Annotated in this window: 23 protein-coding genes and 1 riboswitch; of the genes, 13 read left to right on the top strand and 10 right to left on the bottom strand. The window is 70.3% G+C overall.

The window, feature by feature from the left end; all coding sequences use genetic code 11:
• The first annotated feature begins 31 nt into the window (after positions 1 to 31).
• From QSK37_RS18905 to QSK37_RS18890, 4 genes are all read left to right on the top strand, one after another.
• Positions 32 to 877, top strand: a complete 846-nt coding sequence (locus QSK37_RS18905) for an alpha/beta fold hydrolase (protein WP_285622689.1) — start codon at positions 32 to 34, stop codon at positions 875 to 877.
• Positions 878 to 1162: 285 nt separating this feature from the next.
• Complete coding sequence (locus QSK37_RS18900) at positions 1163 to 1477, top strand: hypothetical protein (protein WP_285622686.1); 315 nt, start codon at positions 1163 to 1165, stop codon at positions 1475 to 1477.
• A gap of 132 nt (positions 1478 to 1609) precedes the next feature.
• Complete coding sequence (locus tag QSK37_RS18895; protein WP_285622683.1) at positions 1610 to 2248, top strand: hypothetical protein; 639 nt, start codon at positions 1610 to 1612, stop codon at positions 2246 to 2248.
• A 1-nt stretch (position 2249) separates the two neighbouring features.
• Positions 2250 to 2675, top strand: coding sequence for a phage holin family protein (locus QSK37_RS18890; RefSeq protein ID WP_285622681.1), 426 nt, complete (start codon positions 2250 to 2252; stop codon positions 2673 to 2675).
• A 246-nt stretch (positions 2676 to 2921) separates the two neighbouring features.
• Here QSK37_RS18890 and QSK37_RS18885 read toward each other — a convergent pair whose 3' ends face one another.
• Positions 2922 to 3245 carry an ArsR/SmtB family transcription factor gene (locus QSK37_RS18885; protein WP_285622678.1) on the bottom strand — a complete coding sequence of 108 codons (324 nt, stop codon included), beginning with the start codon at positions 3243 to 3245 and terminating at the stop codon, positions 2922 to 2924.
• A 172-nt stretch (positions 3246 to 3417) separates the two neighbouring features.
• Positions 3418 to 3561: riboswitch (cyclic di-AMP (ydaO/yuaA leader) on the top strand.
• On the opposite strand from QSK37_RS18885, the gene QSK37_RS18880 reads away from it, so the two are divergent.
• Positions 3561 to 4541, top strand: a complete 981-nt coding sequence (locus QSK37_RS18880; protein ID WP_285622676.1) for a CHAP domain-containing protein — start codon at positions 3561 to 3563, stop codon at positions 4539 to 4541. It overlaps the preceding riboswitch by 1 nt.
• Positions 4542 to 4548: 7 nt before the next feature.
• Positions 4549 to 5685, top strand: a complete 1137-nt coding sequence (locus QSK37_RS18875) for a hypothetical protein (RefSeq protein ID WP_285622674.1) — start codon at positions 4549 to 4551, stop codon at positions 5683 to 5685.
• Between the two features lie 82 nt (positions 5686 to 5767).
• Here QSK37_RS18875 and QSK37_RS18870 read toward each other — a convergent pair whose 3' ends face one another.
• From QSK37_RS18870 to QSK37_RS18850, 5 genes are all read right to left on the bottom strand, one after another.
• Complete coding sequence (locus QSK37_RS18870) at positions 5768 to 6748, bottom strand: C40 family peptidase (protein ID WP_285622672.1); 981 nt, start codon at positions 6746 to 6748, stop codon at positions 5768 to 5770.
• Positions 6749 to 6897: 149 nt separating this feature from the next.
• Entirely contained in the window at positions 6898 to 7824 is a 927-nt protein-coding gene (locus tag QSK37_RS18865) for a M56 family metallopeptidase (RefSeq protein ID WP_285622670.1), read from the bottom strand.
• Entirely contained in the window at positions 7821 to 8207 is a 387-nt protein-coding gene (locus QSK37_RS18860; RefSeq protein ID WP_285622667.1) for a BlaI/MecI/CopY family transcriptional regulator, read from the bottom strand. Before QSK37_RS18860 ends, QSK37_RS18865 begins: the two co-directional genes overlap by 4 nt.
• A 122-nt stretch (positions 8208 to 8329) precedes the next feature.
• A complete protein-coding gene (locus QSK37_RS18855; protein WP_285622665.1) occupies positions 8330 to 8908 on the bottom strand; it encodes a DUF305 domain-containing protein in 579 nt (192 codons plus the stop codon).
• Between the two features lie 75 nt (positions 8909 to 8983).
• Positions 8984 to 9496 (bottom strand): DUF6153 family protein, encoded by a 513-nt coding sequence (locus QSK37_RS18850; protein WP_285622664.1) that lies wholly within the window; start codon positions 9494 to 9496, stop codon positions 8984 to 8986.
• Between the two features lie 20 nt (positions 9497 to 9516).
• Here QSK37_RS18850 and QSK37_RS18845 point away from each other — a divergent pair, with 20 nt between their 5' ends.
• The gene (locus QSK37_RS18845) at positions 9517 to 10227 is read left to right on the top strand and encodes a phosphatase PAP2 family protein (RefSeq protein WP_285622662.1); all 711 of its coding nucleotides are present in this window, start codon (positions 9517 to 9519) and stop codon (positions 10225 to 10227) included.
• A gap of 10 nt (positions 10228 to 10237) precedes the next feature.
• Here QSK37_RS18845 and QSK37_RS18840 read toward each other — a convergent pair whose 3' ends face one another.
• Together QSK37_RS18840 and rraA are read right to left on the bottom strand one after the other, a co-directional pair.
• Positions 10238 to 12010 carry a cellulose binding domain-containing protein gene (locus QSK37_RS18840; protein ID WP_285622659.1) on the bottom strand — a complete coding sequence of 591 codons (1773 nt, stop codon included), beginning with the start codon at positions 12008 to 12010 and terminating at the stop codon, positions 10238 to 10240.
• A 797-nt stretch (positions 12011 to 12807) separates the two neighbouring features.
• A complete protein-coding gene (gene rraA / locus QSK37_RS18835) occupies positions 12808 to 13278 on the bottom strand; it encodes a ribonuclease E activity regulator RraA (protein WP_285622657.1) in 471 nt (156 codons plus the stop codon).
• Positions 13279 to 13962: 684 nt separating this feature from the next.
• Here rraA and QSK37_RS18830 point away from each other — a divergent pair.
• Positions 13963 to 15138 carry a nucleotide disphospho-sugar-binding domain-containing protein gene (locus QSK37_RS18830; RefSeq protein WP_285622655.1) on the top strand — a complete coding sequence of 392 codons (1176 nt, stop codon included), beginning with the start codon at positions 13963 to 13965 and terminating at the stop codon, positions 15136 to 15138.
• A 341-nt stretch (positions 15139 to 15479) separates the two neighbouring features.
• Here QSK37_RS18830 and QSK37_RS18825 read toward each other — a convergent pair whose 3' ends face one another.
• Positions 15480 to 15737, bottom strand: a complete 258-nt coding sequence (locus QSK37_RS18825) for a hypothetical protein (protein ID WP_285622652.1) — start codon at positions 15735 to 15737, stop codon at positions 15480 to 15482.
• Complete coding sequence (locus QSK37_RS18820; protein WP_285622649.1) at positions 15734 to 17710, bottom strand: KedN5 family methylcobalamin-dependent radical SAM C-methyltransferase; 1977 nt, start codon at positions 17708 to 17710, stop codon at positions 15734 to 15736. Before QSK37_RS18820 ends, QSK37_RS18825 begins: the two co-directional genes overlap by 4 nt.
• Before the next feature lie 204 nt (positions 17711 to 17914).
• Between QSK37_RS18820 and QSK37_RS18815 the strand changes: the two genes are divergently transcribed.
• From QSK37_RS18815 to QSK37_RS18795, 5 genes are read left to right on the top strand one after another with little or no spacing between them, the layout of a single operon-like run.
• Positions 17915 to 18244 (top strand): TcmI family type II polyketide cyclase, encoded by a 330-nt coding sequence (locus tag QSK37_RS18815; RefSeq protein ID WP_285571756.1) that lies wholly within the window; start codon positions 17915 to 17917, stop codon positions 18242 to 18244.
• Positions 18237 to 18680 (top strand): cupin domain-containing protein, encoded by a 444-nt coding sequence (locus tag QSK37_RS18810; protein WP_285571753.1) that lies wholly within the window; start codon positions 18237 to 18239, stop codon positions 18678 to 18680. The genes QSK37_RS18815 and QSK37_RS18810 overlap by 8 nt, the downstream gene beginning before the upstream one ends.
• Positions 18680 to 19948: a beta-ketoacyl-[acyl-carrier-protein] synthase family protein gene (locus tag QSK37_RS18805; RefSeq protein ID WP_285623534.1), complete on the top strand. Its 1269-nt coding sequence runs from the start codon at positions 18680 to 18682 to the stop codon at positions 19946 to 19948. Before QSK37_RS18810 ends, QSK37_RS18805 begins: the two co-directional genes overlap by 1 nt.
• Positions 19945 to 21168 carry a ketosynthase chain-length factor gene (locus QSK37_RS18800; RefSeq protein WP_285622647.1) on the top strand — a complete coding sequence of 408 codons (1224 nt, stop codon included), beginning with the start codon at positions 19945 to 19947 and terminating at the stop codon, positions 21166 to 21168. The genes QSK37_RS18805 and QSK37_RS18800 overlap by 4 nt, the downstream gene beginning before the upstream one ends.
• A gap of 10 nt (positions 21169 to 21178) precedes the next feature.
• Positions 21179 to 21424: an acyl carrier protein gene (locus QSK37_RS18795; RefSeq protein ID WP_285622644.1), complete on the top strand. Its 246-nt coding sequence runs from the start codon at positions 21179 to 21181 to the stop codon at positions 21422 to 21424.
• Positions 21425 to 21427: the final 3 nt, after the last annotated feature.

Here is a 21427-nt window from a genome sequence, read left to right as displayed (position 1 = left end):
CGGTTCGCTTCGGCGTTCCTATGATTCGCCCATGGGAAATGAGCAGGAATCGTGGTCCTTGCCGGGCGCCACTCGATACGTCGAAACCAGGTTCGGCCGGGTCGCCTACACGGATACCGATCCCGGCCGTTCATTCGCCGGGCCGCCGCTGCTGTTCGTGCACGGGAACTCCTCGTCGCGCAAGGTGTTCCACGCGCAGCTCGCCGATGACTTCGGGCCGAGGCGGCTGCTGGCCCTCGACCTGCTGGGCCACGGCGACTCCGACGACGCCACGGATCCCGAACGTGCCTACACCCAACGGGGATACGCGGCGACGATCACGGAATTCCTCGATGCGCTGGGCGTCGAGCGAGTCGTCGTCGTGGGCTGGTCGCTCGGAGGGCATATCGGCCTGGAACTCATTCTGCGGTTCTCCGGCCTGGCGGGCCTCGTCGTGACGGGTACGCCACCGGTCAACAAGGACACGCTGACCGCGGGTTTCCAGCCGGCCGTGAGCTACGCGGGCGTCGAGCACATCACGGGCGACCAGGCGGCGGAGTTCGCCGGCCAGATCACGGTCTCCCCGCCGCCGGAATGGGCGGTCGAGGACGTCCGGCGTACGGACGGGCGGGCCCGGCGCATCATGTTCGCGTCCTTCAGCGCAGGTCACGACTCGGATCAGAAGGCGCTCGTCGCGCAGTCGCCCCTACCGCTCGCGATCATCGACGGGCGCGACGATCCGTTCATCGGCCACGACTACATCGGCTCCCTCACGTACGCCGCCCTGTGGCGCGGGACCCCCACGGTCCTGGAAGGCCGGCGTCACGCGGCGTTCCTGGAGGATCCCTCCCGCTACGACGAACTCCTCCGCGCCTTCCTCCGCGACAACCGGCTCTGAGACGCGCGTACGGGCAGCAGCCGAACGTCGCACGTGGAACCCGCCCCCCGTATGTCGCTTCCTGCCCGAGCTGATCCAGCTGATCTGTGTGCGCCGAAGTACGCTCGGCGGGTGAGCGGTGAAGCGTCGGATTCCCCGGAGGACCGGCCGGCCCGGGACCGGCCTCGGCGGCCACGCCGGTTGCGGCACGTCCATCCGACGCGGCGCGGTCTCATCCTCGCCTGGTGGGGGTTCACCGCCACATTCGCCGGGTTGCGTGCGTTGACGTGGGCGATTCACGTTCACGTGAGGGGATTGGGCAACGTCCATGTCGGTCGTGTGCACATCCACCACTACATCTGGGGCATCCTCCTGCTGATCGTCGTCGGCGCGTGCGGACTGGTCGAGAGAACCCCGGTCTGGCGGACGTGGATGGGCCTCGCCTTCGGGATCGGGCTGGCGCTCGTGGTCGACGAAGCCGCGTTGCTCATCGAGTTGAAGGACGTGTACTGGAACCGCCAGGGCGGGATCAGCATCGCCATCGCGATCATCCTCATCGGTGTGGCGGGAAGCATCCTCGCGTTCACCCGTGCGCCCCACGCCGAGACCACCACGCGCTGAACGCCGCGTCGAGTCCACCGGCTTCGGTGACGCGTGCGAGGCCGCGGGCCGGGCGCCGTACGGATCGCGGTGATCGCGGTTGAACCCGGGCGCATGGGTAGGGCGGGCCCTTCACGAGCACGGGAGGCACCCATGGAGCCGGAAGGTCAGACGCGAGAGGCCGTCCAGCACGAGGCGGCGCAGACGGCCGAGCACACGAGATCCGCCACGGCCGAGGTGGCCGAGACCGCCAGGGAGCAGGCGCGGCAGGTCCCGCGCGAAGCCGGTGAACGGGCCCGCCACGTGGTGGACGACGCCCGCCGGCGGCTGAGCGGAGAGCTCGATTCGCAGACCGGGCGCGCGGCGGGCGGCCTGCGGCAGTGGGCGGACGAGCTCGACCGCATGGCCGAGTCGGGCGCCGACGGCTCGCCGGTGCGTACGGCGGTGACGCGGTTGTCCCAGGGCGGCCGGCAGGCCGCCGGCTACCTGGACGAACACGGTGTCGCCGGGGTCGCCGAACGTGTGGGGGAGTTCGCCCGGCGCAGGCCCGGGACGTTCCTGATCGGTGCCGCGGTGACCGGCTTCCTGGCCGGCCGTCTGGCGAAGGCCACGGCCTCGACCGGTTCCGCGGAGGATTCAGCCGAGGCGCCGGGCCGGAGCCCGTCGTCGCCCGCCGCGAGTCTCTCACCTGATACCCCGGTGCCGGCCGCCGGCGGTTCGTACGGCGCGACGCCGTACGAGAACGGCGCGCAGGCGACGTCCCGGCCCGGTCCGAGCGGTCAGGTGCGCTGAGATGGCGGCATCGACCTCCGGTCCGGCGGAGGAACAGGTGACGACCAGGGACGACGCGTCGCTCGGCGAACTCATCACGGACGCCGCCGGGGAGGTGCAGAAGCTGCTGCGGCAGGAACTGGCGCTGGCAAAGGCCGAACTGCGGGAAGAGGCGACCCGTGCCGGCAAGGCCGCCGGCATGTACGGAGGAGCCGGGTACGCCGGCTCCATGGTGCTCGCCCTGCTGTCGGCCGCGGCCGTCATCGGGCTCGGTCACCTGATCGGCTACGGATGGTCCGCCCTGATCATCGCGGTGGTCTGGGCGATCGTCGGCGCGGTCCTGTACACCACCGGCCGAAAGCAGATGCGGACCGTCTCCCCGAAGCCCGAGCAGACGATCGAGACGCTGAAGGAGGACGCGCGATGGGCACGACACCCGACGAGATGAGGAACGAGATCGAGCACACCCGGGCCGGTCCCGGCGCGGACGTCGACCGCATCGTCGACCGCGCCGGCCCCCGCCAGGCGGAGCGGGCACGCGCGGCCGTACGCGGCGTCCGGGAACGGCTCATGGGCCTGCCGGACACCCGCCCGCAGGAATCCGGCGCAGGAGGAGACGGGATCGCCGGACCGGCGCGTGACGCCACCGAGACCGTACGCGAGCGCGGCGAGCAGGCGGCCCGGGCGGCGGGGGTCATCCGACTCCGGCCGCGGGCCGGTCGATCGCGCCGAGGCGGAGGTGTTCGATGTGGTGGACGGCTTCGTCAAGCAGGGCGGCGACATGGTCGTCGTAGAGGCGGTAGACGATGCCGCGTCCTTGCCGGTCGCCGGTGACGAGGCCGAGGTGGCGGAGCTGGTGTGACACCGCCGAGCGTTCCATGCCGACGGCGTCGGCGAGTTCGCCGACCGGGCAGGGGCCCTGGCGGAGCCGGGCCATGATGAGCAGTCGGCTGGGTGTGGCGTTCCATGGCCGATACGGGCTGAACTTACTCCTACATGTCGTAGGAGGCAATGTCATCTCGCACGTCTCTGGCGACGCGCTCCGCCCGCGCTGGCGGCTCGGCGTGTACGGGCATCCGTGCCCAGCTGGAGGTGAAACGGTTGTCGCATTTGGGGCTGATGTTGTGTTTGATTACGGTCTTTACTACGTTGCGTCGTAGCCGGGCTGTGGCATGCCTTCATCCGAAGGCGGAGCCCGGACGCCTAATCCGGTGGTGCCCCCGGCGTCACCGGAGCCGGGGACCCATGTCTTTGGGGTGAATCCGCCGTGTGCGGTAGGGCTTCTCCTGGCCCGAACCCGTCAGCTAACCCGGTCGGCGGGTGAAGGAGAGATATGGATCCGGTAGGCCAGAAGCTGCTGCACGTCGCGAGGACCGAACTCGGTTATCGCGAGAAGGGCAGCGGTTACACCAAGTTCGGAGACTGGTACGGCAAGCACGTCGCCCATGGCGGCGGCTACGACTACGCGCCCTGGTGCGACATGTTCCTCGCCTGGGCCGCCGACAAGGCGGGAGTCGAGGACTGGGCGGGGCAGTTCGCCTCCACGCCCGCTCACGCGAGCTGGTTCCAGAAGCACCACGCGTGGGGTCACAAGCCAGAGCCGGGCGCCATCGTGTTCTTCTCGTTCTCGGGCGGCAAGAGCATCGGCGACATCGAACACGTCGGGATCGTGGAGAAGGTCCACGGCGACAAGCTCACCACCATCGAGGCGAACCACAACGACCAGCTCGGGCGCGCCGATCGCGATGTCAGTCAGGTCGTCGGCTTCGGCTATCCCGCCAAGGTCAAGGTGAAGGGCAAGCCGGTACCGGGCACTGAGGTCAAGTACCAGCCGAAGCACTCGGCTCCGGCGCTGTCGCCGCGGGAGATCGTCGGGATCCCCGGATCGGAGCAGCAGGTGGCGCAGACCTCGCACTCGGCGCCGGAGCAGCCGTTGGTCGACCAGAGCGGCATGCTGACCGGGTTGCTGGCCGTCGTGGTGTTCGGCACGGCCACGCTGGCGATCGCCAGAGCAAGGGTCAAGGTCCCCGTCCCCGCATCCGGCGTGCAGCTCCGCAAGCACGGAAAGCACCACCGCAAGCCGGTCGAGCTGCCCGCCGATGTCACCCCGGCGCAACTCGACGAGGCGGACACGGGCACGGCGGTGATGCCCGCGCTCACGGCCGAGGCGGCGGTCCAAGCGGAGGACCGCGAGTTCTGGGGCAAGATCTCCGTCCTGGAGGAGGACGAGGAACTGGCGTTCTGGGACTCGATGCACTCCGTGATGGCGAACGCTCACCCGTCGGAGCGCGCGTCGGCCATGGCCGGTATGTAGTAGCCGGGTGAGCACGAAACCGTCCGCTGCGGCGATCCGTGCGGTCCGGCCCCTGGAGGGCGGGCTGCCCGTGCAGACCTTCGAGGAGTACCGGTCTGCGGGGCAGCTCGTCCGCCGGGAGCTGGATGAGGCGGAGCGCCTGCGCCGTGAACTTCTCCGTGGACGTACGGCACCTCACCGGTTCCCGCCCGCCGTGGCGGGGCGGCTGCTGGCGGTCTGGAACGCCTACGTGCTGCAGATCGTGGGGGAGCACCTGCTCGACGCGGTGCGGGTTCGCTCTCTCGGCACCGTGCGCGCCGGTGCGGCGGCCCGGATCCTGGCGTTCCTCGGTCCGGCCGACCGTTGGATGTGCCAGGCCCGCCGGCTGGCGAGAGACGCCTCCTACCGAGTCGACGAGCAGGTACGTCTTCCGGCCGAGCCGCCGGCCTGGCCGAACCGGACGGACGGTACTTACCCGCTGGCGACCGCGATGGAGACCGCGCTCCGGGCGATCCACGTACGGTGCGGCTCCACTCTGGCCGACTACACCCGGTCGCCGGTCAGGCAGGAAGAGGATCTGCTGCGGCTCCGGTGGATACTCGACTGCGCCTCGGCCGCGATCGCGTACGCGGCGGAGCCGGACCTCGATGACCCGTCATGGTCCAGATCGACCCCTGCCTACCTCCGGTACGCGCTGCGGATGCTCTTCCTCTTCGGCCAGGTCGCCGCGATGCCGACTCTGCTCGACGCCCGGGATCCCGCGACCACGGTCTCCCTCGTCGCGCACGGCCCGTCGAGGATCGACATCTGGTCCCTCACCGATCCGGGTCAGCGCGCGCAGTGGCGCTCACGTCCGTCGGCGCGCGCGGCGGTCGAGAAGATGTGGGCCGCGGATCCGCGGCCGAGGGTGACCGCTCATGTCCAGGCTCAGATCGACGCGGCGCTCCGGAGCGGCGCGATCGTCTTCGCCACCGACCGGCACGGGGAGCGGCTCGGATGCCATCACCGGTGTCCCTGGCCGGCGGTGTACGAGGTACGCACGCCCGTCACGATCGGCGGCACCCACCTGCTGCCGATGGAGCAGTTCACCTTCGACGCGCTCGGTGAAGGGGACGGCCGGATCATCGTGTCGGTGTTCGTGCCCGCCGACGCCGTGGGCGGGTGAGGCAGGAGCCACGCGGTCCGGAGGTACGGGGCCGAAGCCCGGCGAGCCGGCTCGCCGGGCCGTCCGTAGGTCCCGGGATCCGTCAGGGCCGGCTGGCGCCCACGTAGTGCGAGACGTACCAGGGGTTGGACATGCTGTCGAACTTCACGACGCTGCCGGTGTGGGGGGCGTGGATGAATCTGCCGCCGCCGACGTACATGCCCTCGTGGCCGAGGTCGTCGAAGTAGACCAGGTCGCCGGGCTGCAGGTCCGACTTGGCGACGTGGCGGGTCGCGGCGTACTGGTCGGGCACGACGCGGGGGAGACTCACGCCGGCGGCGCGCCAGGACATCATGGTCAGCCCGGAGCAGTCATAGCCCTTCGGGCCGGTGCCGCCGTAGATGTAGGGCTTGCCGAGCTGGGCGTAGGCGTATTCGAGGGCCTTGCGCGGCGGGCCGGAGGCGGGGCCGGTGTACGTTCCGCCGATCGGCCCCCCGGGGCCGCCGAGAACTCCGGCTTTGCGTAGGAGCTCCTTCTGCTGACTGATCGCCTTCTCGACGGTCGTCTTCTGCTTCTTGACGCTCGCGGTGTGCTTCTGGACGACCTGGAGGGCGTACTGCGCCATGGCCTGCTCACGACGGAGGCGCTGGGCCGAGTCGACGAACGCCTTGAGCTCCTGGCTGCGGCTGCTGGACAGCTGGGTGAACGCCGACATCTGGCTCAGCGCCGTGTTCGGATCCCGTGTCGCCAGCAGAGAGGTCGTGTAGTCGAGGGTCCCGTTCTTGTAGGCGGCCGCGGCGATCCGCGCCACCCGGGTGTGCATGCTCTTGTACGTGCGTTCCTCGGCCGTGACCTGGCCGTTGAGCGCCTTGAGCTGCTTCTTGGCCGCGTCCAGCTGGGTCTTGGCCTTGTCGTACCGGTCGACGAGCTTGTCGACCTGACTGTTGAGCTTCGCCAGCTTCTTCTTCGTCGCGGCGACCGACGGCTTGGGAGCGGCGTCGGCACCGGGAACGGGCGCGAGCAGAGTGGCGGTGACCGCGAGGGCCGCCAGGCCCGCGGAGCGGCGCGAGTACGAGGTCGCCACGGGTGAACTCCTGGTCGGGGGGATTCGGCGGGTCGGCTGTGCTTCCTGTGAAGCAGGGGGAACCGACACTCTGACGGAGTGTAGGAGATCGTGATCTCGCATGCCACTCGTCTCACTCGTTCGACGTCATCCGCCGCGAGCGTGCTGCCTCAGCACAACAACGGAGTCGCGGAGATCCACGCGGCGCAGATGAGGACCGGCACCGCCACGGACGTCGCCGCGGTGACCCGCGTCAGGCGCCGTACCTGTGCGTCGTCGGCCGGGGGCGAGGTCTCGAGCCTGGCGAGGCGCTGGTCCAGCTGTGTGTGATCAGAACCGCCGGCGGCCAGGCCTCCGGCCGGGCTCGGTGAGATGGCGAGCTTGCGCAGGGCCGTGGCCACGGTCTGGCGACCACAGCGTCGGGCGGCGATCTCGTCCGCGGTCATCTCCAGCAGCAGCGGCAGGTGGCGGCGCGCGTCGCGGAAGGTGGGCAGCCAGGCGAGCGCGGCGGCCAGCGCGTCGACCACCGTGAGAAGGACGTGATGACGGTGGCGCAGGTGTGCTCGTTCGTGCGCGAGCACTGCACGGAGCTCGCCGTCTGCCAACTGGTCGAGCGCGCCGCTGCTCACCACGATCGGCCGGGTCCGCGCGGGGACGCAGTACGCGACCGGGACGGGATGGTCGAGTACGCAGACATCGTCCAGTTCGGTCGAGGCGCGGACGACGAACTGGAGGGCCTCATGATGCCGGCGCCGCTGCAGCAGCGTACGCCGGTAGCGGCGCGCCGCCACGTACACCGCGGTGAGCGTCGCGCCGAGCACCATCGCGTTGAGCGCGTACCACCTGGTGTCGCCGCCCTCATGATGGTGCCAGCAGTTGACCAGCCACTCCGCGATGCGATGTCCGAGACCCCGGTGTCCCGTCGAGACGACCGCGACCATGCCCACGGCGGCGGCGATGGCGCCGGCCAGCGCTCCCGTCCACGCGAAGACGGCGGCCCTGGGCAGCCGATGGCTCCACGCGCCTCTGCGCAGCAGCGGTCCGGCGCCGGCGCCCAGCGCCAGAACGATCAGGCCGAGCCCCCCGAGCAGGATCACGGGCGCCGGCCCTCGCCGGACGGAGCCGACCGCTGCGCCAACTCGATCAGGAGCCGGTGTGCGTCCTGCGGGTCGATCGTCTCCACGAACCGCGCGAGGACCGGGCCCCGGTCCGGCGCACCGGCCAGCGCCTCGGCCATGACCCCCGCGACATGTTCTTCGCGGCTGCGCGTCGGGGCGTACCGCCAGGCGTTGCGGTCCAGCGTGCGCGTCAGCAGACCCTTCTGCACGAGCCGGTCGGCCACGGTCTGCACCGTGGTGTAGGCCGACGGCTTCGGCGAGCCGGCGTTGACGGGCACCAGCAGTTCACGGATGAGGAGCGGCCGGTCGGCGTCCCACAACGCCTCCATGATCGCGCGTTCGAGAGGCCCTGCGATCGGCATCTGCCACCTCCGTCATCGGCTCGCCACACTGTGCTCCATTCTCCACCGCTTCCTACGGAGATTAGGACGATTCGCGGGAGGCGACCCGTGGCGGGCCGCCTCCCAAAGCGATCCGTCCGTGGTCAGCCGAGCAGCTTCCGCATCGTCGTGATCTCGGCGGACTGTGAGGTCACGATGTCGCTCGCCATGGCCTTCGCTTCGGGGAAGGAGCCCCGGGCCTGTTCGGATCGCGCCATCGCGACGGCGCCCTGGTGATGCTTGATCATCATTTGCAGGAACGCCGTGTCGAACGCCCTACCGGACAACGTGTCCAGCTTCTTCATGTCCTGGTCGGACATCATCCCGTCGCCCATGTGCATGCCGTCGCCCGACGACGTCGACGCACCCCAGGTCCGGAGCCAGCCGGTCATCTTCTGGATCTCCGGGGCCTGAGCGTGTTCGATCCGGCCGGCGAGCCGCTTGACCTCTGGTGAGGACGCCTTCGCGGCGGCCTGCCCGGCCATGGTGATCGCCTGCCGATGGTGCGGAATCATCATCTGCGCGAACATCACGTCCTGAGCGTTGTGCCCGGCCGCGGGCGCGGAGGCGGTCGCCATGCGGTGACCGTTCATGTCGTGGCCGGGCCCCTCACCGCCACTGCCGCAGGCGGCGAGCGTGAGTGCGGCGACCGGCACGATGAGCAGGGAGCATGCGCGTTTCATGCGTCTTCTTCCATTTCATTCCGTCTGCTGACGTGTTGATCGAGGCGTCGTGGCTCGAACGAGCCCAGACGCCTGTCACAGCCGGAGCACGGAAAGCTGGAAGATCGACGGAGGAGGAGGCGAACGCCCGGAGTGCCCGTGTCCGGGGACGGCCGCGCCCGGCGGCGGCGTCGTCCGGCCGGGCACGGATCGAACGAGCAGGGCGCCGAACAGCAGCAGGGATCCGAGGACCAGCAGAGCCAGGCACATCTGCCCGCCCGGATGATGGTGACCGTCGCAGGGGCAAGAGTGCCCGACGGCGTGCTCGCCATGCCCGGCCGGCATGGACGTCGTCGTGGCCGGCATGAGCGGGACGCCGCGGATGTCGGTCGGGCTCGCCGAGGACTGAACCCCGTGCATGAGCAACAGACCGGCGGTGACGAACAACAGGAGCAGCATGCCCGCCACTCCCGGGGCGCGTCGCGACAGCTGCCGGCCGTTCACACCGACCGAGACTATCCCGGCGACGAGGTCGCACACGCCGTTCTGGACGTGGAGCCGACGCAGCGTGTCATCGCCATCACGGAGGCGATAGCGTGTCGCGATCATGAAGTCGCGATGTACATCGCGTGATCGTTGAAAGGCTGCACGTGACGGAGCGGATGAAGATCGTTGGTGGGCTGCTGCTTCTCATGCTCATGGCGGTGCTGGGCATCGTCGCCAAGACACCGACGCTCACCCGTGTCGACATCCGGCTGGACGAACATCTCGTGCCGATACGGGACGCCGTACTCACCCTGGGGGCGAAGGGGGCCACGGCCGTCGCCCAGGCGGAGGTCGGCGCGGTCATCGCGGTCGTCGTTCCGGTCGGCCTGTGGCTGCTGCGCCGGCGCCGGGACGCGTTGATCACCGCTTGCCTGATGGCGGGGTCGCTCGCGGTCGCGTTCGCCGTCAAGATCCTGCTGGCCGAACATCGCCCGCCGCAACGACTGTGGGTGATCCCGCCGGACAACGAGGAGAGCTTTCCCAGCGGGCACGCCACCGTGGCGGCGGCCGTCGCGTTGCTGTTGTTCCTCCTCGTACGGGGGCGGCTGCGGGCGCTCGTGGCGATCCTCGGCGTGTTGTTCGCGCTCGGGGTGGGGTTCGCGCGGGTCTACCTCGGGGTGCACTATCCGGTGGATGTCGTCGGCGGCTACCTTGTCGCGGCCGGAGTCTCGCTCGTGGTCGTCGGTATCTTCGACATCCCGTCGATTCGCCGCGGCCTGGAGGACGTCGGAACGCCCGCGTCCGGCCGCCACCACGCGAGACGTGCCTCCCGGACCATGGCGGAACGCCACTGACCTCCGGCGCTCAGCCGGTCGTGCAGGTCGTGCCGTTGAGGGTGAAGGACGTCGGGGCGGCGTCGCCGCTCGTCCAGGTTCCCTGGAATCCGAACGACACGTCGGCCCCCGGGGCGATCGTGCCGTTGTACGACACGTTCTTCGCGGTCACCGCCGCCGCGGCCTGCGTCACCGTGGCGTTCCAGGCGCTGGTCACCTTCGTGTCGCCCGGGAAGGCGAACGCCAGTGTCCAGCCGTTGACGGCGCTGGTCCCGGTGTTGGTGACGGTGATGCCGGCGGTGAGACCGCCCGGCCACTCGTTCTTCGTGTAGCTCACCCGGCAGGCGCCGCCGCCCCCGCCGCCGCCCGGGTGGAGCTGGACGACGACGAGCGAGTACGCCGGGATGGTCTGGCTCGTGGCGCTGCCGGTGGTCGTGGAGGTGATGGACGTGGCGTTCTGCGCGTACGTGTACACGGTGGGCGTGGCCGACGACGGGGTGAATCCGCTGTAGGAGAGGTTCGCCGTGTAGGCGTTGGACGGGTCCTTGTTGATGAACAGCAGGTCCACGTCTCCGTTGCTCCGTTTGACCGCGTGCACGGTCAGGAGCGGCTGGGTGCTGCTCGCGCGGACGAGCGTGTCGCCGGGCGCGCCGAGCCTGGTCATCAGCTGGATGCCGTAGTAGGGCGCGAACGGCGTCTCCGCGGCGGGTTCGCTGCCCGAGGCGTTGGACAGTACGCCTTCGTCGTTGTAGTCGGTGGCGCCGTTCACGGTGGTGGTGCCGTTGGACCCGTTGTGCAGGTTCCACCAGTCGATGTTGAACGCGCCGTTCTCCAGCCAGGTCAGGTAGTCGTCCGGTGCGAACAGCGCGGCCGGGTGGGTGTCCTTGTCGATCGTGGAGTTGGTCTCGGTGACGGCGATGCCGACGTTGGGGGCGTTCGCGCCGGCGTACTGGTCGATCAGCGAACGTAGCGTGGCGGTGATGGTGCCGATCTGGGCCTGCGGCTTGGTGAGCAGGTCGGCGGGGCTGTCGCCGCCCGGGTACCAGTGCACGACCACGAAGTCGATCTTCGAGCCGGCGATCGACATGACGGTGTGGTTCCAGTCGGCGCCGTCGCCCGGCCCGGTGATCCCGTCCGGCCAGCTTCCCGGAGTGGTCAGCACCGCGCCGATCTTGATGGTGGGGTCGGCCGCCTTCATCGCCGTGACGTACTGCAGCAGGTTCTGGGCGTACGTGGTCGCGCTCTTGCTGGAGTGGGTGTCGTTCTCCCAGCCGGAGCCGTACTCACCGTTGCCGTAGACCTCGTTGCCGATCTCCCAGTACTTGGCGCCGTACCCCTTGGTCACGTTGGCGTAGCGCACCCAGTCCGCGGCCTCCTGCGGCGTGCCGGACCCGTAGTTCGCGATGATGATCGGCTGCGCACCGGCCGAGCGGACCGTGTTCATGTACGAGTCGAAGTCGGTGTTCGGCGCGACGTATCCGCCGTCGGCGGTGTTGGTCTTCCAGTGGTAGATGTCGGCATAGGAGCCGCCCGGGTAGCGCACGGCGCCGATCCCGGCGCCCTTGAGCAGGCCCGCGACGGGGGAGTCGTTCATGTAACCGTCGTAGACGGCCACGTTCATGCCGAACGCGGAGGACGGTATCGAGGCCAGCGCCCGGCCGGCGTCGACCGACACGCCGGCGGACGTCGCGGCCGAGGCGGGTGTCGCGCCGATCGGGGCCAGGGCGGCCGCGGCCAGAGCGACGGCCGCGGCGAGCGTACGGAGTAGAGACCGAGGCGGGCATGCAAATCTGAGTCGTCGCACGGGTACTCCCACGGAAATCTCACTGAATGCTCTTCGCAGGGCATTCTCTGGCCCGGAGTTCCGACAACATACGTCGGGACGATGAGGCGTGCAACGGGCTTTCATCGCCGCGTCATTTTTCATTTGTTTTCACGCTCCGGCGCGCCGCTGCCAGTGGCGGGCCAGAAATGTCCTCTACAACGGCTCCCCGCCCACGAACGGCAGTCCAGATGGCTCGCGAGCGGTAGCTGGGCGGTTACCTGCCGTGACGTGGTGGTCGACCATGCGGCCGGCCCGTTCCGCCGGCGACACCGGGCGCCTCCTCCAGGACGCCGCGATGGACAGGATCACCCGACTCCGCCTTGAGAGACGACGATGCGTGGGAGCGGACATGCTGCCTCCGAATCATTGGAATTCTGGTGACGTCGAATACTCGTCCACGAATGGTGAAGGCGTAGAACCGGCGGGGATAGCCCGTGCGCCATCGCAGTTGAAGCTCAGTTTTCATGCTGCTTTCAAACGCCCATTGGCCCGTACGTCGCCACCCGTGACCAGCGCCGTACGGCGTCATCCGCGACGCCCGCCTGCGGCACGATCACCGGCGGATCCGGCCGAGCGAGGCGGGGGGACGGCTCCGAGGCAGGGCGACCGTCCTCGCGTCCTCCCGTACGGGAAACAGGCGTCGGTCTCGAGCAGCGTCGGGAGACCGGTTCCATCTCCACCTGCGGGAACGCCGCCTCCACGGTGTTCGCCACCTCCCGCCGCCGCACGCGACCTTCGGGACCCGCTCCACCAGCCCGTTCAGTCGCCCGGGTGTGTCAGGCGCGGGTTACCAGGATTCCGTCGTCGTCGCTGAACAGGCGGGTGCCGGGGTGGAACGTGACGCCGCCGAAGGAGACCGGGACGTCACGGTCGCCGAGTCCCTCTTTGCGGCTCTTACGCGGGTTGGACCCCAGCGCCTTGATGCCGAGGTCGATGGTGCGCAGCGCGACGGTGTCGCGGACGGCGCCGTTGATGACGACTCCGGCCCAGCGGTTGTCGGCGGCGAGAGTGGCGATGAGGTCGCCCATCAGCGCGGCACGGAGTGATCCGCCGCCGTCGACGACCAGGACACGTCCTTCCCCCGGTTCGGTCAGGACGGATTTGAGCAGCACGTTGTCCTCGTGGCAGCGGACCGTGGTGACGTCTCCGTGGAACGCGGTGCGGCGACCGAACTGACGCAGCTGGAGTTCGCACGACTGCAGGTCGTCTCCGTGCTCGTCGTAGAGATCCGCGGTGATGATCGTCATGTTGTTCCCTCCGGGTCAGGGGAGCGGACTGTCGGTGGTCGATTCCGTGCGTGTCGACCGGCAGGCGGCGACGCCGGCCCGGCCGAGGCCCGGTGCGGTGGCGTACAGTACCCCGCCCGCGCCCAGTCTCGCCGTGATGAGCCCGGCGGCGCGGTTGCCATCCAACGTCGTCCTCTATCGCGCGCGGATCGAGGACGACGGCCCGGTCTCGTCTACCTCGTCGCCGGATCGCATCTCCGCCAGGTGCACTTCGCCGACAGCGACCGGAGAGCGGCGACATCGACGTCGCGCCGCACCACCTCGACTCGCTCAACCGGTAGCCGCACGCGACCGCGTGCGGATCGAAGACGGGAGCCAGGACCGGCGAAACAACGCTGCACTCGCCGCCTCGTAGCCGATGGAGCGAGCCAGGGCCGAGGGGTGCTGCGGGCATTCGGCCGGGGTCGCCAAAAGTCGGCCGGTGATCTCGCTTCGGCCTGGTCGGCCGACGCCACGACCATCGCCGGCGAGGCTGGGTCGCGCAGCGACCCCAGGTCGGGGACGTGCTCCTCCGGCGTGGGGATCCCGGGCGGCGCGTCGCTGGAGATGCGCCGGCTCGTGCCGGTCGTCGATCAAGACTCAGGATCGGGTCCGGGTCGAGCGACAGTGGAGGAGGCCACCAGACGCCGCTGCTGCGATGGACCGATGCGGATCATTTTCACGACATGGGCATGGCCTTCTCACCTGTACGCGATGGTCCCGGTCGCGTGGGCCTGCCGGACGGGTGGCCACGAGGTGCTGGTGGCGAGCCCGCCGGCGCTCGCCGATACGGCCGCCCGGACCGGCCTGCCGGTCGCCTCGGTCGGTCACGACGTCGACGCGGTCGCGGTGTTCCGGCAGATCGCCTCGACGCCGTCACCGTCACCGTCGGCGTCGCCGTCGCCGTCGGCGGGCGGGCCGCGGCCGAAGCGCGGAGGCCCGCGTGTCCTCGGCCTGCTGGCCACGCTCGCGGAGGCCATGGTCGACGACCTGATCGTGCTCGCTCGTCGCTGGGGGGCGGATCTCATCGTGTTCGAGCCCACCGCCTTCGCCGGGCCGGCGGCGGCGGCCGTACTGGGCATCCCCGCGGTGCGTCACCTGTACGGCGTCGACCTGATGAGCGCCGCCGGGGACTTCCTGCGGGACGCGCTCGCCCCGCTGCGCGCCCGGCTGGGGTTGGACGAGCTCGACGTGTACGGGGCCGCGACCGTCGATCCGTGCCCGGACGGGATGCAGGCCGAGGCCCCCTCGCCCCGGCTCCCGGTGCGGTACGTGCCCTACAACGGCCCCGGAGCTCCGCCCGTGCTGCCCCCACCGGACGGCCGGCCTCGCGTGTGCGTCACCTGGGGTACGACGCTGAGCCGGCTGGACCCCGCGTTCTTCCTCACCGGCCAGGTGGCACGGGCGATCGGCGACCTCGATGTGGAGCCGGTGCTCGCGGTCACCCCCGGCCAGCGGACGTTGCTCGGCCCGCTTCCACCGGGCACGCGCGTCGTCGAGTCGGCGCCGCTGCACCTGCTCCTGCCCACCTGCGACGCCGTGGTCGCCCACGGCGGTGCGGGCACGTCGCTGACCGGCGTCGCGTACGGTCTGCCCCAGCTCCTCGTCACGCGTCTTCCCGACCACGTCCGTCACGCGGCCGGACTCGCCGGCGCGGGGGCGGGCATCACCGTCGAGGCGTCCAAGGCGGAGCCGCGAGTGATCCGGGAACGTCTGGCGGAACTGCTGAGCGACCCGTCGTACCGTGCCGCCGCCGAGCGGCTGCGCCGCGAGACACACGACCGTCCCTCCCCGGACCGGGTCGTGACCGACATCGAGCGCCTGGTGAGCGCCGCGCGGTAGGCCGGCGGGCGCCGGGACTGGCCTCGGAGGGACCGGTGGCGGACCGATCGGACACCGGCTGGCGCCATCCGCGTGCGGCGGGCGGTCGCGGACGGCGCGGACCGATGTCGCCCGGCGTCACCGTTGAGCGGCTGCGGCGCGAGGCACGTGACCGTCGCTCTCCGGATCGGGTGGTGACCGGCGTCGAGCGTCTGGTGAGTGCCGTGAGGTGGGGCGGTGGGCGCCGGGACAGGACCTGGAGGCGTTGGTGGCGGATCGGTCGGACACCGCGTCCGCGCCATCCGCGGCCGGTGGGCGGTCGTGGATGGCGCGGACCGATGCCGTTCGGCGGCGTCCTGGTCCTAACGCTCGGACTCCCGTCTGAACTGGTCGTCCAGTCCGAGCAAAAGACGGCGTTCCTCGGTGGGCAGGTCGTCATAGGGAGTGATGTGGTCCGGGTCGCGGTGCGCCTCCGCCCCCGTCCCCGTGTGCTGGGCCGAGAGGGCGGTGAAGACCTCCGGGCTTATCCACATGGCCGCCCCGATGTACGTCAGTCCATCGAGCAACCCGCGCAGCGCGCGGCGTGGGAGCCCCCGTACGAGGGCGCGCCCGGCCGTCATCCGCAGCTGCCGGTGTCGCGCAGCAGCGACGTGTAGGGGCCGTCGCTGGAGGAGTCGTCCAGATCGCCGGGCCCGAACAGCGCGTCCTTCGTGCGCCCCATGAAGTGGACGATCTCCTCGCTGTTCGTCGTGGTCGTGAACGACTCGACCCCGATCCGGTAGTACAGGTCGAGGGTGATCGTGGCGGGATCCGTGTCGGGCCGTTCTCCGGCGCGCAACTGGGCGACGATCCGGGGGACGTCGTAGGCGAGCGTGATGCCGGTGCGCACCGCGTACTCGTCGTCGCCGATGAGCATCGTCGACACCCCGTCGGCGAACCCTCCGTTCTCGTTCCGGTACACCGGCTGGGTGAGCAGGTCGTAGCGGAAGATCTCATCCAGCACCGGCGCCTGTTCGGCCGGCAGCGACGGCCGGATCGACTCCTCCCACCAGCGCTCCAGCAGCCGCTTGGCCTCCGGGTCGCGGTACAGGTAGTCGATCGCCGCCCCGGGCGTCGCCGTGCCGATCGTGCAGGCCTCCCGGAGCGGGACGGCGGCCGGGTCGTCGGTGGCGGCGATCCACTCGTCCATGCGTCGCAGCACCTGCGACTGGGTGACCTCGCCGAGTTCGCGCAGCGCGACCCAGGAGTGCCGGAACACGGCCGCGTCGGCGAGCACCCGGCTCCAGAAGAGGAAGCGCTGCATCTTCTGGTTGTCCGCCATCGTCATCGTGTTGTGCGCCAGCACGTACTCGAAGTCGTCGGTGTCACCGCGGACGCAGACGATCCCGTACTCCTCCTTCTTCTCGGAGTAGTCGGTGTTGGGCAGCAGCAGGATGGGATAGACCGCGATGCGCGACACGTAGCTGGACAACCGGTCGTAGCCCTCCAGGAACGACTCGACGGTCTCGCCCGGCGCGCCCCAGATGAGCTCTGCGTAGCATTCGAGGTTCTCGCTGTTGAGCCAGGCGACGAGGTCCTCCCACTCGTTCACCTTCATGTTCTTGCGGTTCATCAGCCGCAGCGCCTCGGGGTTCAGCGTCTGCAGTGCGAGCGTGAAGGAGCTGCGCAGGCCGGCTTCCTTCATCTTGCGGACGATGCGGTAGAAGACCTTGGACTTGTTCTTGGCCCAGGAGCTCTCGAGCGCCCTCGGGTAACCGGTGCGTTCGCGGATCTCGATGACGTCGTCGACGAACTCCTCGTCGATCGGGAGCAGGCCGAAGTTCGCGTCGCACAGGCAGATCGTGTGGACCTTCAGGCTCGCGTACAGCTCGAGCTCCTGGCGCAGCCGCTCCCGGGAGAACGCGCGGACCCGCTGCCCGATCGCGCCGCCCCAGTAGCAGAAGGCGCACTTGTACGGGCAGCCCCGGTTGGTCTCCATGAGCGCCACGTCGTAGCGGAACGCGCCGTTGTCGTCGGTCAGTTCGAGCGCGCCGGTGAGCACCGGCGAGGGAATGACGTCGAGGTCCTGGATGCGGTCCCGCGGCAGGGTCGTGACGATGTCGCCGTCGAGGCCGCGGAACGAGATCCCGTTCACCGTGCCCAGCCGGTGCCGTGACGTGCCGTCGAGGTAGCGGTTCAGCAGGTCGGGGAAGACGAGTTCCCCTTCTCCGTTCACGATGATGTCCACGTCGGAGAACATGGAGAACGTCCGGCGCGCCTGGTCGGTGACGTGGGTGCCGCCGAAGATGACCCAGCCGTCCGGGTTCAGCTGCTTGAACGTCTCGGCCAGCGAGCCGAACGTCCGGAAGTTCCAGCCGAGGACGGAACAGGCGAGGACGTCGGGCGCCCCGTCGGTGAAGATCTCGTTGGCCATCTCCGTGAGCGTGACTCCGCCCCGGTAGTTGAAGATCTTGATTTCGGCGGACTGCCGGATGCGGTCGTCCGTGAGTGCCGCGGCCTTCAGGTACCCCGAGGCGAGCGGCATGGATTCGAGCGGCATGTCCCAGATCCCCTGCTGTAAGAGGTAGACCGAGACCTTTCCATCAGGTGTCACCGGGACGGCTCCCTTCTCCGTGACAAGGCCGGGGTCAATCTCGCAATGCGGCTTCGCATGCCGCTGGATCCGTGCTCGAACGCGAATCGCCGTTCCCGGGCCCGCGGGGGGACGACCGGTCGTCCCGGTCTCCAGTCGCCTTCGATCGGCGCGCGAAGCGCCGCCCGCAGCATGGCCGGGAGCATCCGTCGAAAGGAGCGCCGCGTGCAGCATCGGAGTCTGATCGTCGCCCGCATGGATCCGGCCAAAGCGGATGAGGTAGCCGAAATTTGGGCGGAGTCCGACGCCACCGAGCTGCCCTACATGGTCGGAGTGTCGCGTCGGACCGTTCTCCGCTTCCACGAGCTGTACTTCCAGCTGATCGAGGCGGACCACGACATCACGCCGGACCTCTACAAGGTGCGTGGGCACCCCCTGTTCGCCGACGTCAACAAGAAGCTCGCCCAGCACATCCGGCCGTACGACCCGAACTGGAAGGAGCCGAAGGACGCGATGGCCATCCCCTTCTACGTCTGGGAGGCCGACCGTGCCTGAGACACGGACCGGTCCGGTCGCCGCGGCGGACGTGCCGGTGAACCGGCGTCGAGGCGGCGACCTGCGCGTGGTGCTCGGCCCGAAGACGTGCGGCGCCACGACCGGGTTCATGGGCACCCTCGTCCTCGCCCCGGGCGAGTTCGTCTCCGAGCACTACCACCCGTACTCGGAGGAGTTCCTCTACGTCGTCCGCGGCCGCCTCACCGTACGGCTCGACGGCACGGACGAGCTGTCGGTGGGGGCCGGCGAGGGACTGATGGTCCCCAAGAACGTCCGCCACCGGGTGACGAACACCGAAGACGCCGAGGCGTTCGCGGTGTTCCAGCTCTGCCCGCTGGCGCCCCGGCCCGAGCTCGGCCACGTCGACACGGAGCCACCGCCGAACGGCGCGGTGGGCCAGCCGGAGGTCGGCGCCCCCGGCGGGAGCCACCAGTGATCGACGACGACGCGCGGGTGGTGATCACCGGCATCGGGGTGGTGGCGCCGGGCGACCCGGGAACGAAGGCGTTCTGGGACCTGATCACCTCCGGCCGCACCGCGACGCGGGCCATCACGCTGTTCGACGCCGAGCCCTTCCGGTCGCGCGTCGCCGCCGAGTGCGACTTCGACCCCGCCGCCGAGGGGCTGTCCCCGCAGGAGATCCGCCGGATGGACCGCGCCGGCCAGTTCGGTGTGGTCTGCGCGCGTCAGGCCCTGGCCGACAGCGGTCTGGACACCGGCGTCGTCCCGCCCGAACGCGTCGCCGTCAGCGTCGGCAGCGCGGTCGGCTGCACGATGGGCCTGGAGGAGGAGTACGTCGTCCTCAGCGACGGCGGCCGGAACTGGCTGGTCGATCCCTCGTACGCGGTCCCGCACCTGTACGGGTACATGGTGCCCAGCACCCTGGCCACCGAGGTCGCGTGGGCGTCCTGCGCGGAGGGCCCGGTCGGGCTGATCTCGACGGGCTGCACGGCCGGCCTCGACGCGGTCGGGTACGCGTGCCGGCTGCTGTGGGAGGGCTCCGCGGACGTCGTCGTCGCCGGCGCGACCGACGCCCCGATCTCCCCGATCACGTCCGCGTGCTTCGACGCGATCAAAGCGACGTCGCCGAACAACGAGGACCCCGGGCACGCGTCCCGGCCGTTCGACGCGGAACGGGACGGATTCGTGCTCGGCGAGGGTGCGGCGATCATGGTGCTGGAGCGCCGTGACGCGGCGCGCCGGCGCGGAGCGCAGATATACGCGGAGATCCTGGGCTTCGCGAGCCGCAGCAACGCCTACCACATGACGGGGCTGAAGCCCGACGGCCGGGAGATGGCCGAGGCGATCACGGAGACCCTCGGACAGGCCCGCCTCGGCCCGGAGGACATCGACTACATCAACGCGCACGGGTCGGGCACCAAGCAGAACGACCGCCACGAGACCGCCGCGTTCAAGCGCAGCCTCGGCGGACGCGCGTACGAGGTCCCGGTCAGCTCGATCAAGTCGATGATCGGGCACTCGCTGGGCGCGATCGGGTCGATCGAGGTCGCCGCGTGCGCGCTGGCGCTGCACCACGGCGTCGTACCGCCCACCGCCAACCTGCACAACCCGGACCCCGAGTGCGACCTGGACTACGTGCCGCTGACCGCCAGGGAGGCCGACCTCGACGTGGTGCTGAGCGTCGGCAGCGGCTTCGGCGGCTTCCAGTCGGCCATGCTGCTCGGCCGGGCGGGCCGGCCATGACCGCTGCGCTGGTCACCGGCCTCGGCGTGGCCGCGCCGAACGGCCTGGGCACCGAGGAGTACTGGTCGGCGACCCTGGCCGGGCGGACGGGTATCGGGCGGATCACCCGTTTCGACCCGGAGCGCTACCCGGTCCGGCTCGCCGGCGAGGTGCCGGGGTTCGCCGCGGCCGAGGCGATACCGGGCCGGCTGATCCCGCAGACCGATCACTGGACCCACCTCGCGCTGGCCGCCACCGACATGGCGCTCGATGACGCCGGGGTCGACCCGGCCGAGCTGCCCGAGTACGAGATGACCGTCGTGACGGCGAGTTCCTCCGGCGGCACCGAGTTCGGGCAGCGCGAGATCGAGCGGCTGTGGGACAAGGGCCCCGGCTGGGTCGGCGCGTACCAGTCGATCGCCTGGTTCTACGCCGCCACCACCGGCCAGGTCTCGATTCGGCACGGGATGCGCGGCCCGTGCGGCGTCATCTGCGCCGAACAGGCCGGCGGGCTGGACGCGGCCGCGCATGCCGTGCGGATGCTCCGCAGCGGGGCGCGCCTCGCGGTCACCGGCGGCACCGACGCGTCGCTGTGCCCGTACGGGCTGGTCGCCCAGCTCGCGACCGGTGCGCTGAGCACGAGTGACGACCCCGGCCGCGCCTACCTGCCGTTCGACCGGGAGGCGTCCGGCTACGTGCCGGGGGAGGGCGGCGCGATGCTGGTCATCGAGCCGGACGACGTCGCACGGGCCCGCGGCGTCCACGGCTACGGGTGCCTCGCGGGGCACGGCGCGACGTTCGACCCGCCGCCGGGCTCGGGACGGGAGCCCGGCCTGCGGCGCGCGGCCGAGATCGCCCTCGACCGGGCGGGGCTGGCTCCCCGGGACGTCGACGTGGTCTTCGCGGACGCCCTCGGCGTACCGGCGCGGGACCGCGAGGAGGCCCGCGCGATCGAGGCGCTGTTCGGGCCGCGCGCCGTCCCGGTCACCGCGCCGAAGACGATGACCGGCCGGCTGTACGCCGGAGGCGCCGCGCTCGACATGGCCGCCGCGCTGCTCGCGATGCGGGACGGCGTGGTGCCGCCCACGGTGGGCGTGACCGAACTGGCCGACGGGTGTGGCCTGGACCTCGTACGCGAACCGCGCGAGATGCCCGTCCGCGCCGCGCTCGTGCTCGCCCGCGGCCACGGCGGCTTCAACTCCGCGGTCGCCCTGACCGCCGTTCGACGAACGCAAAACTGAAGGAGGGGAAATGGCACGGCTCACCTTCGAGGACCTGGCCGGCATCATGCGCGAGTGCGCGGGCGCCGACGAGTCCGCCGACCTCATCGCCGGCATGACGTTCGAGGAACTCGGATGCGACTCGCTGGCGGTGCTCCAGATCGCCAGCCAGATCCAGAACCGGTACCAGGTCAAGATTCCCGACGAGGCGATCGAGGAGCTGACCAGTCCGACGTCGATGGTCGATTACGTCAACCAGCGGCTCGCGGCCGCCTGACGC

Source organism: Actinoallomurus iriomotensis, assembly GCF_030269445.1.
Lineage (GTDB): Bacteria > Actinomycetota > Actinomycetes > Streptosporangiales > Streptosporangiaceae > Actinoallomurus > Actinoallomurus iriomotensis.
Note: the sequence above shows the minus strand (reverse complement) of the source record. Positions and strands in the feature narration are given on the sequence as shown.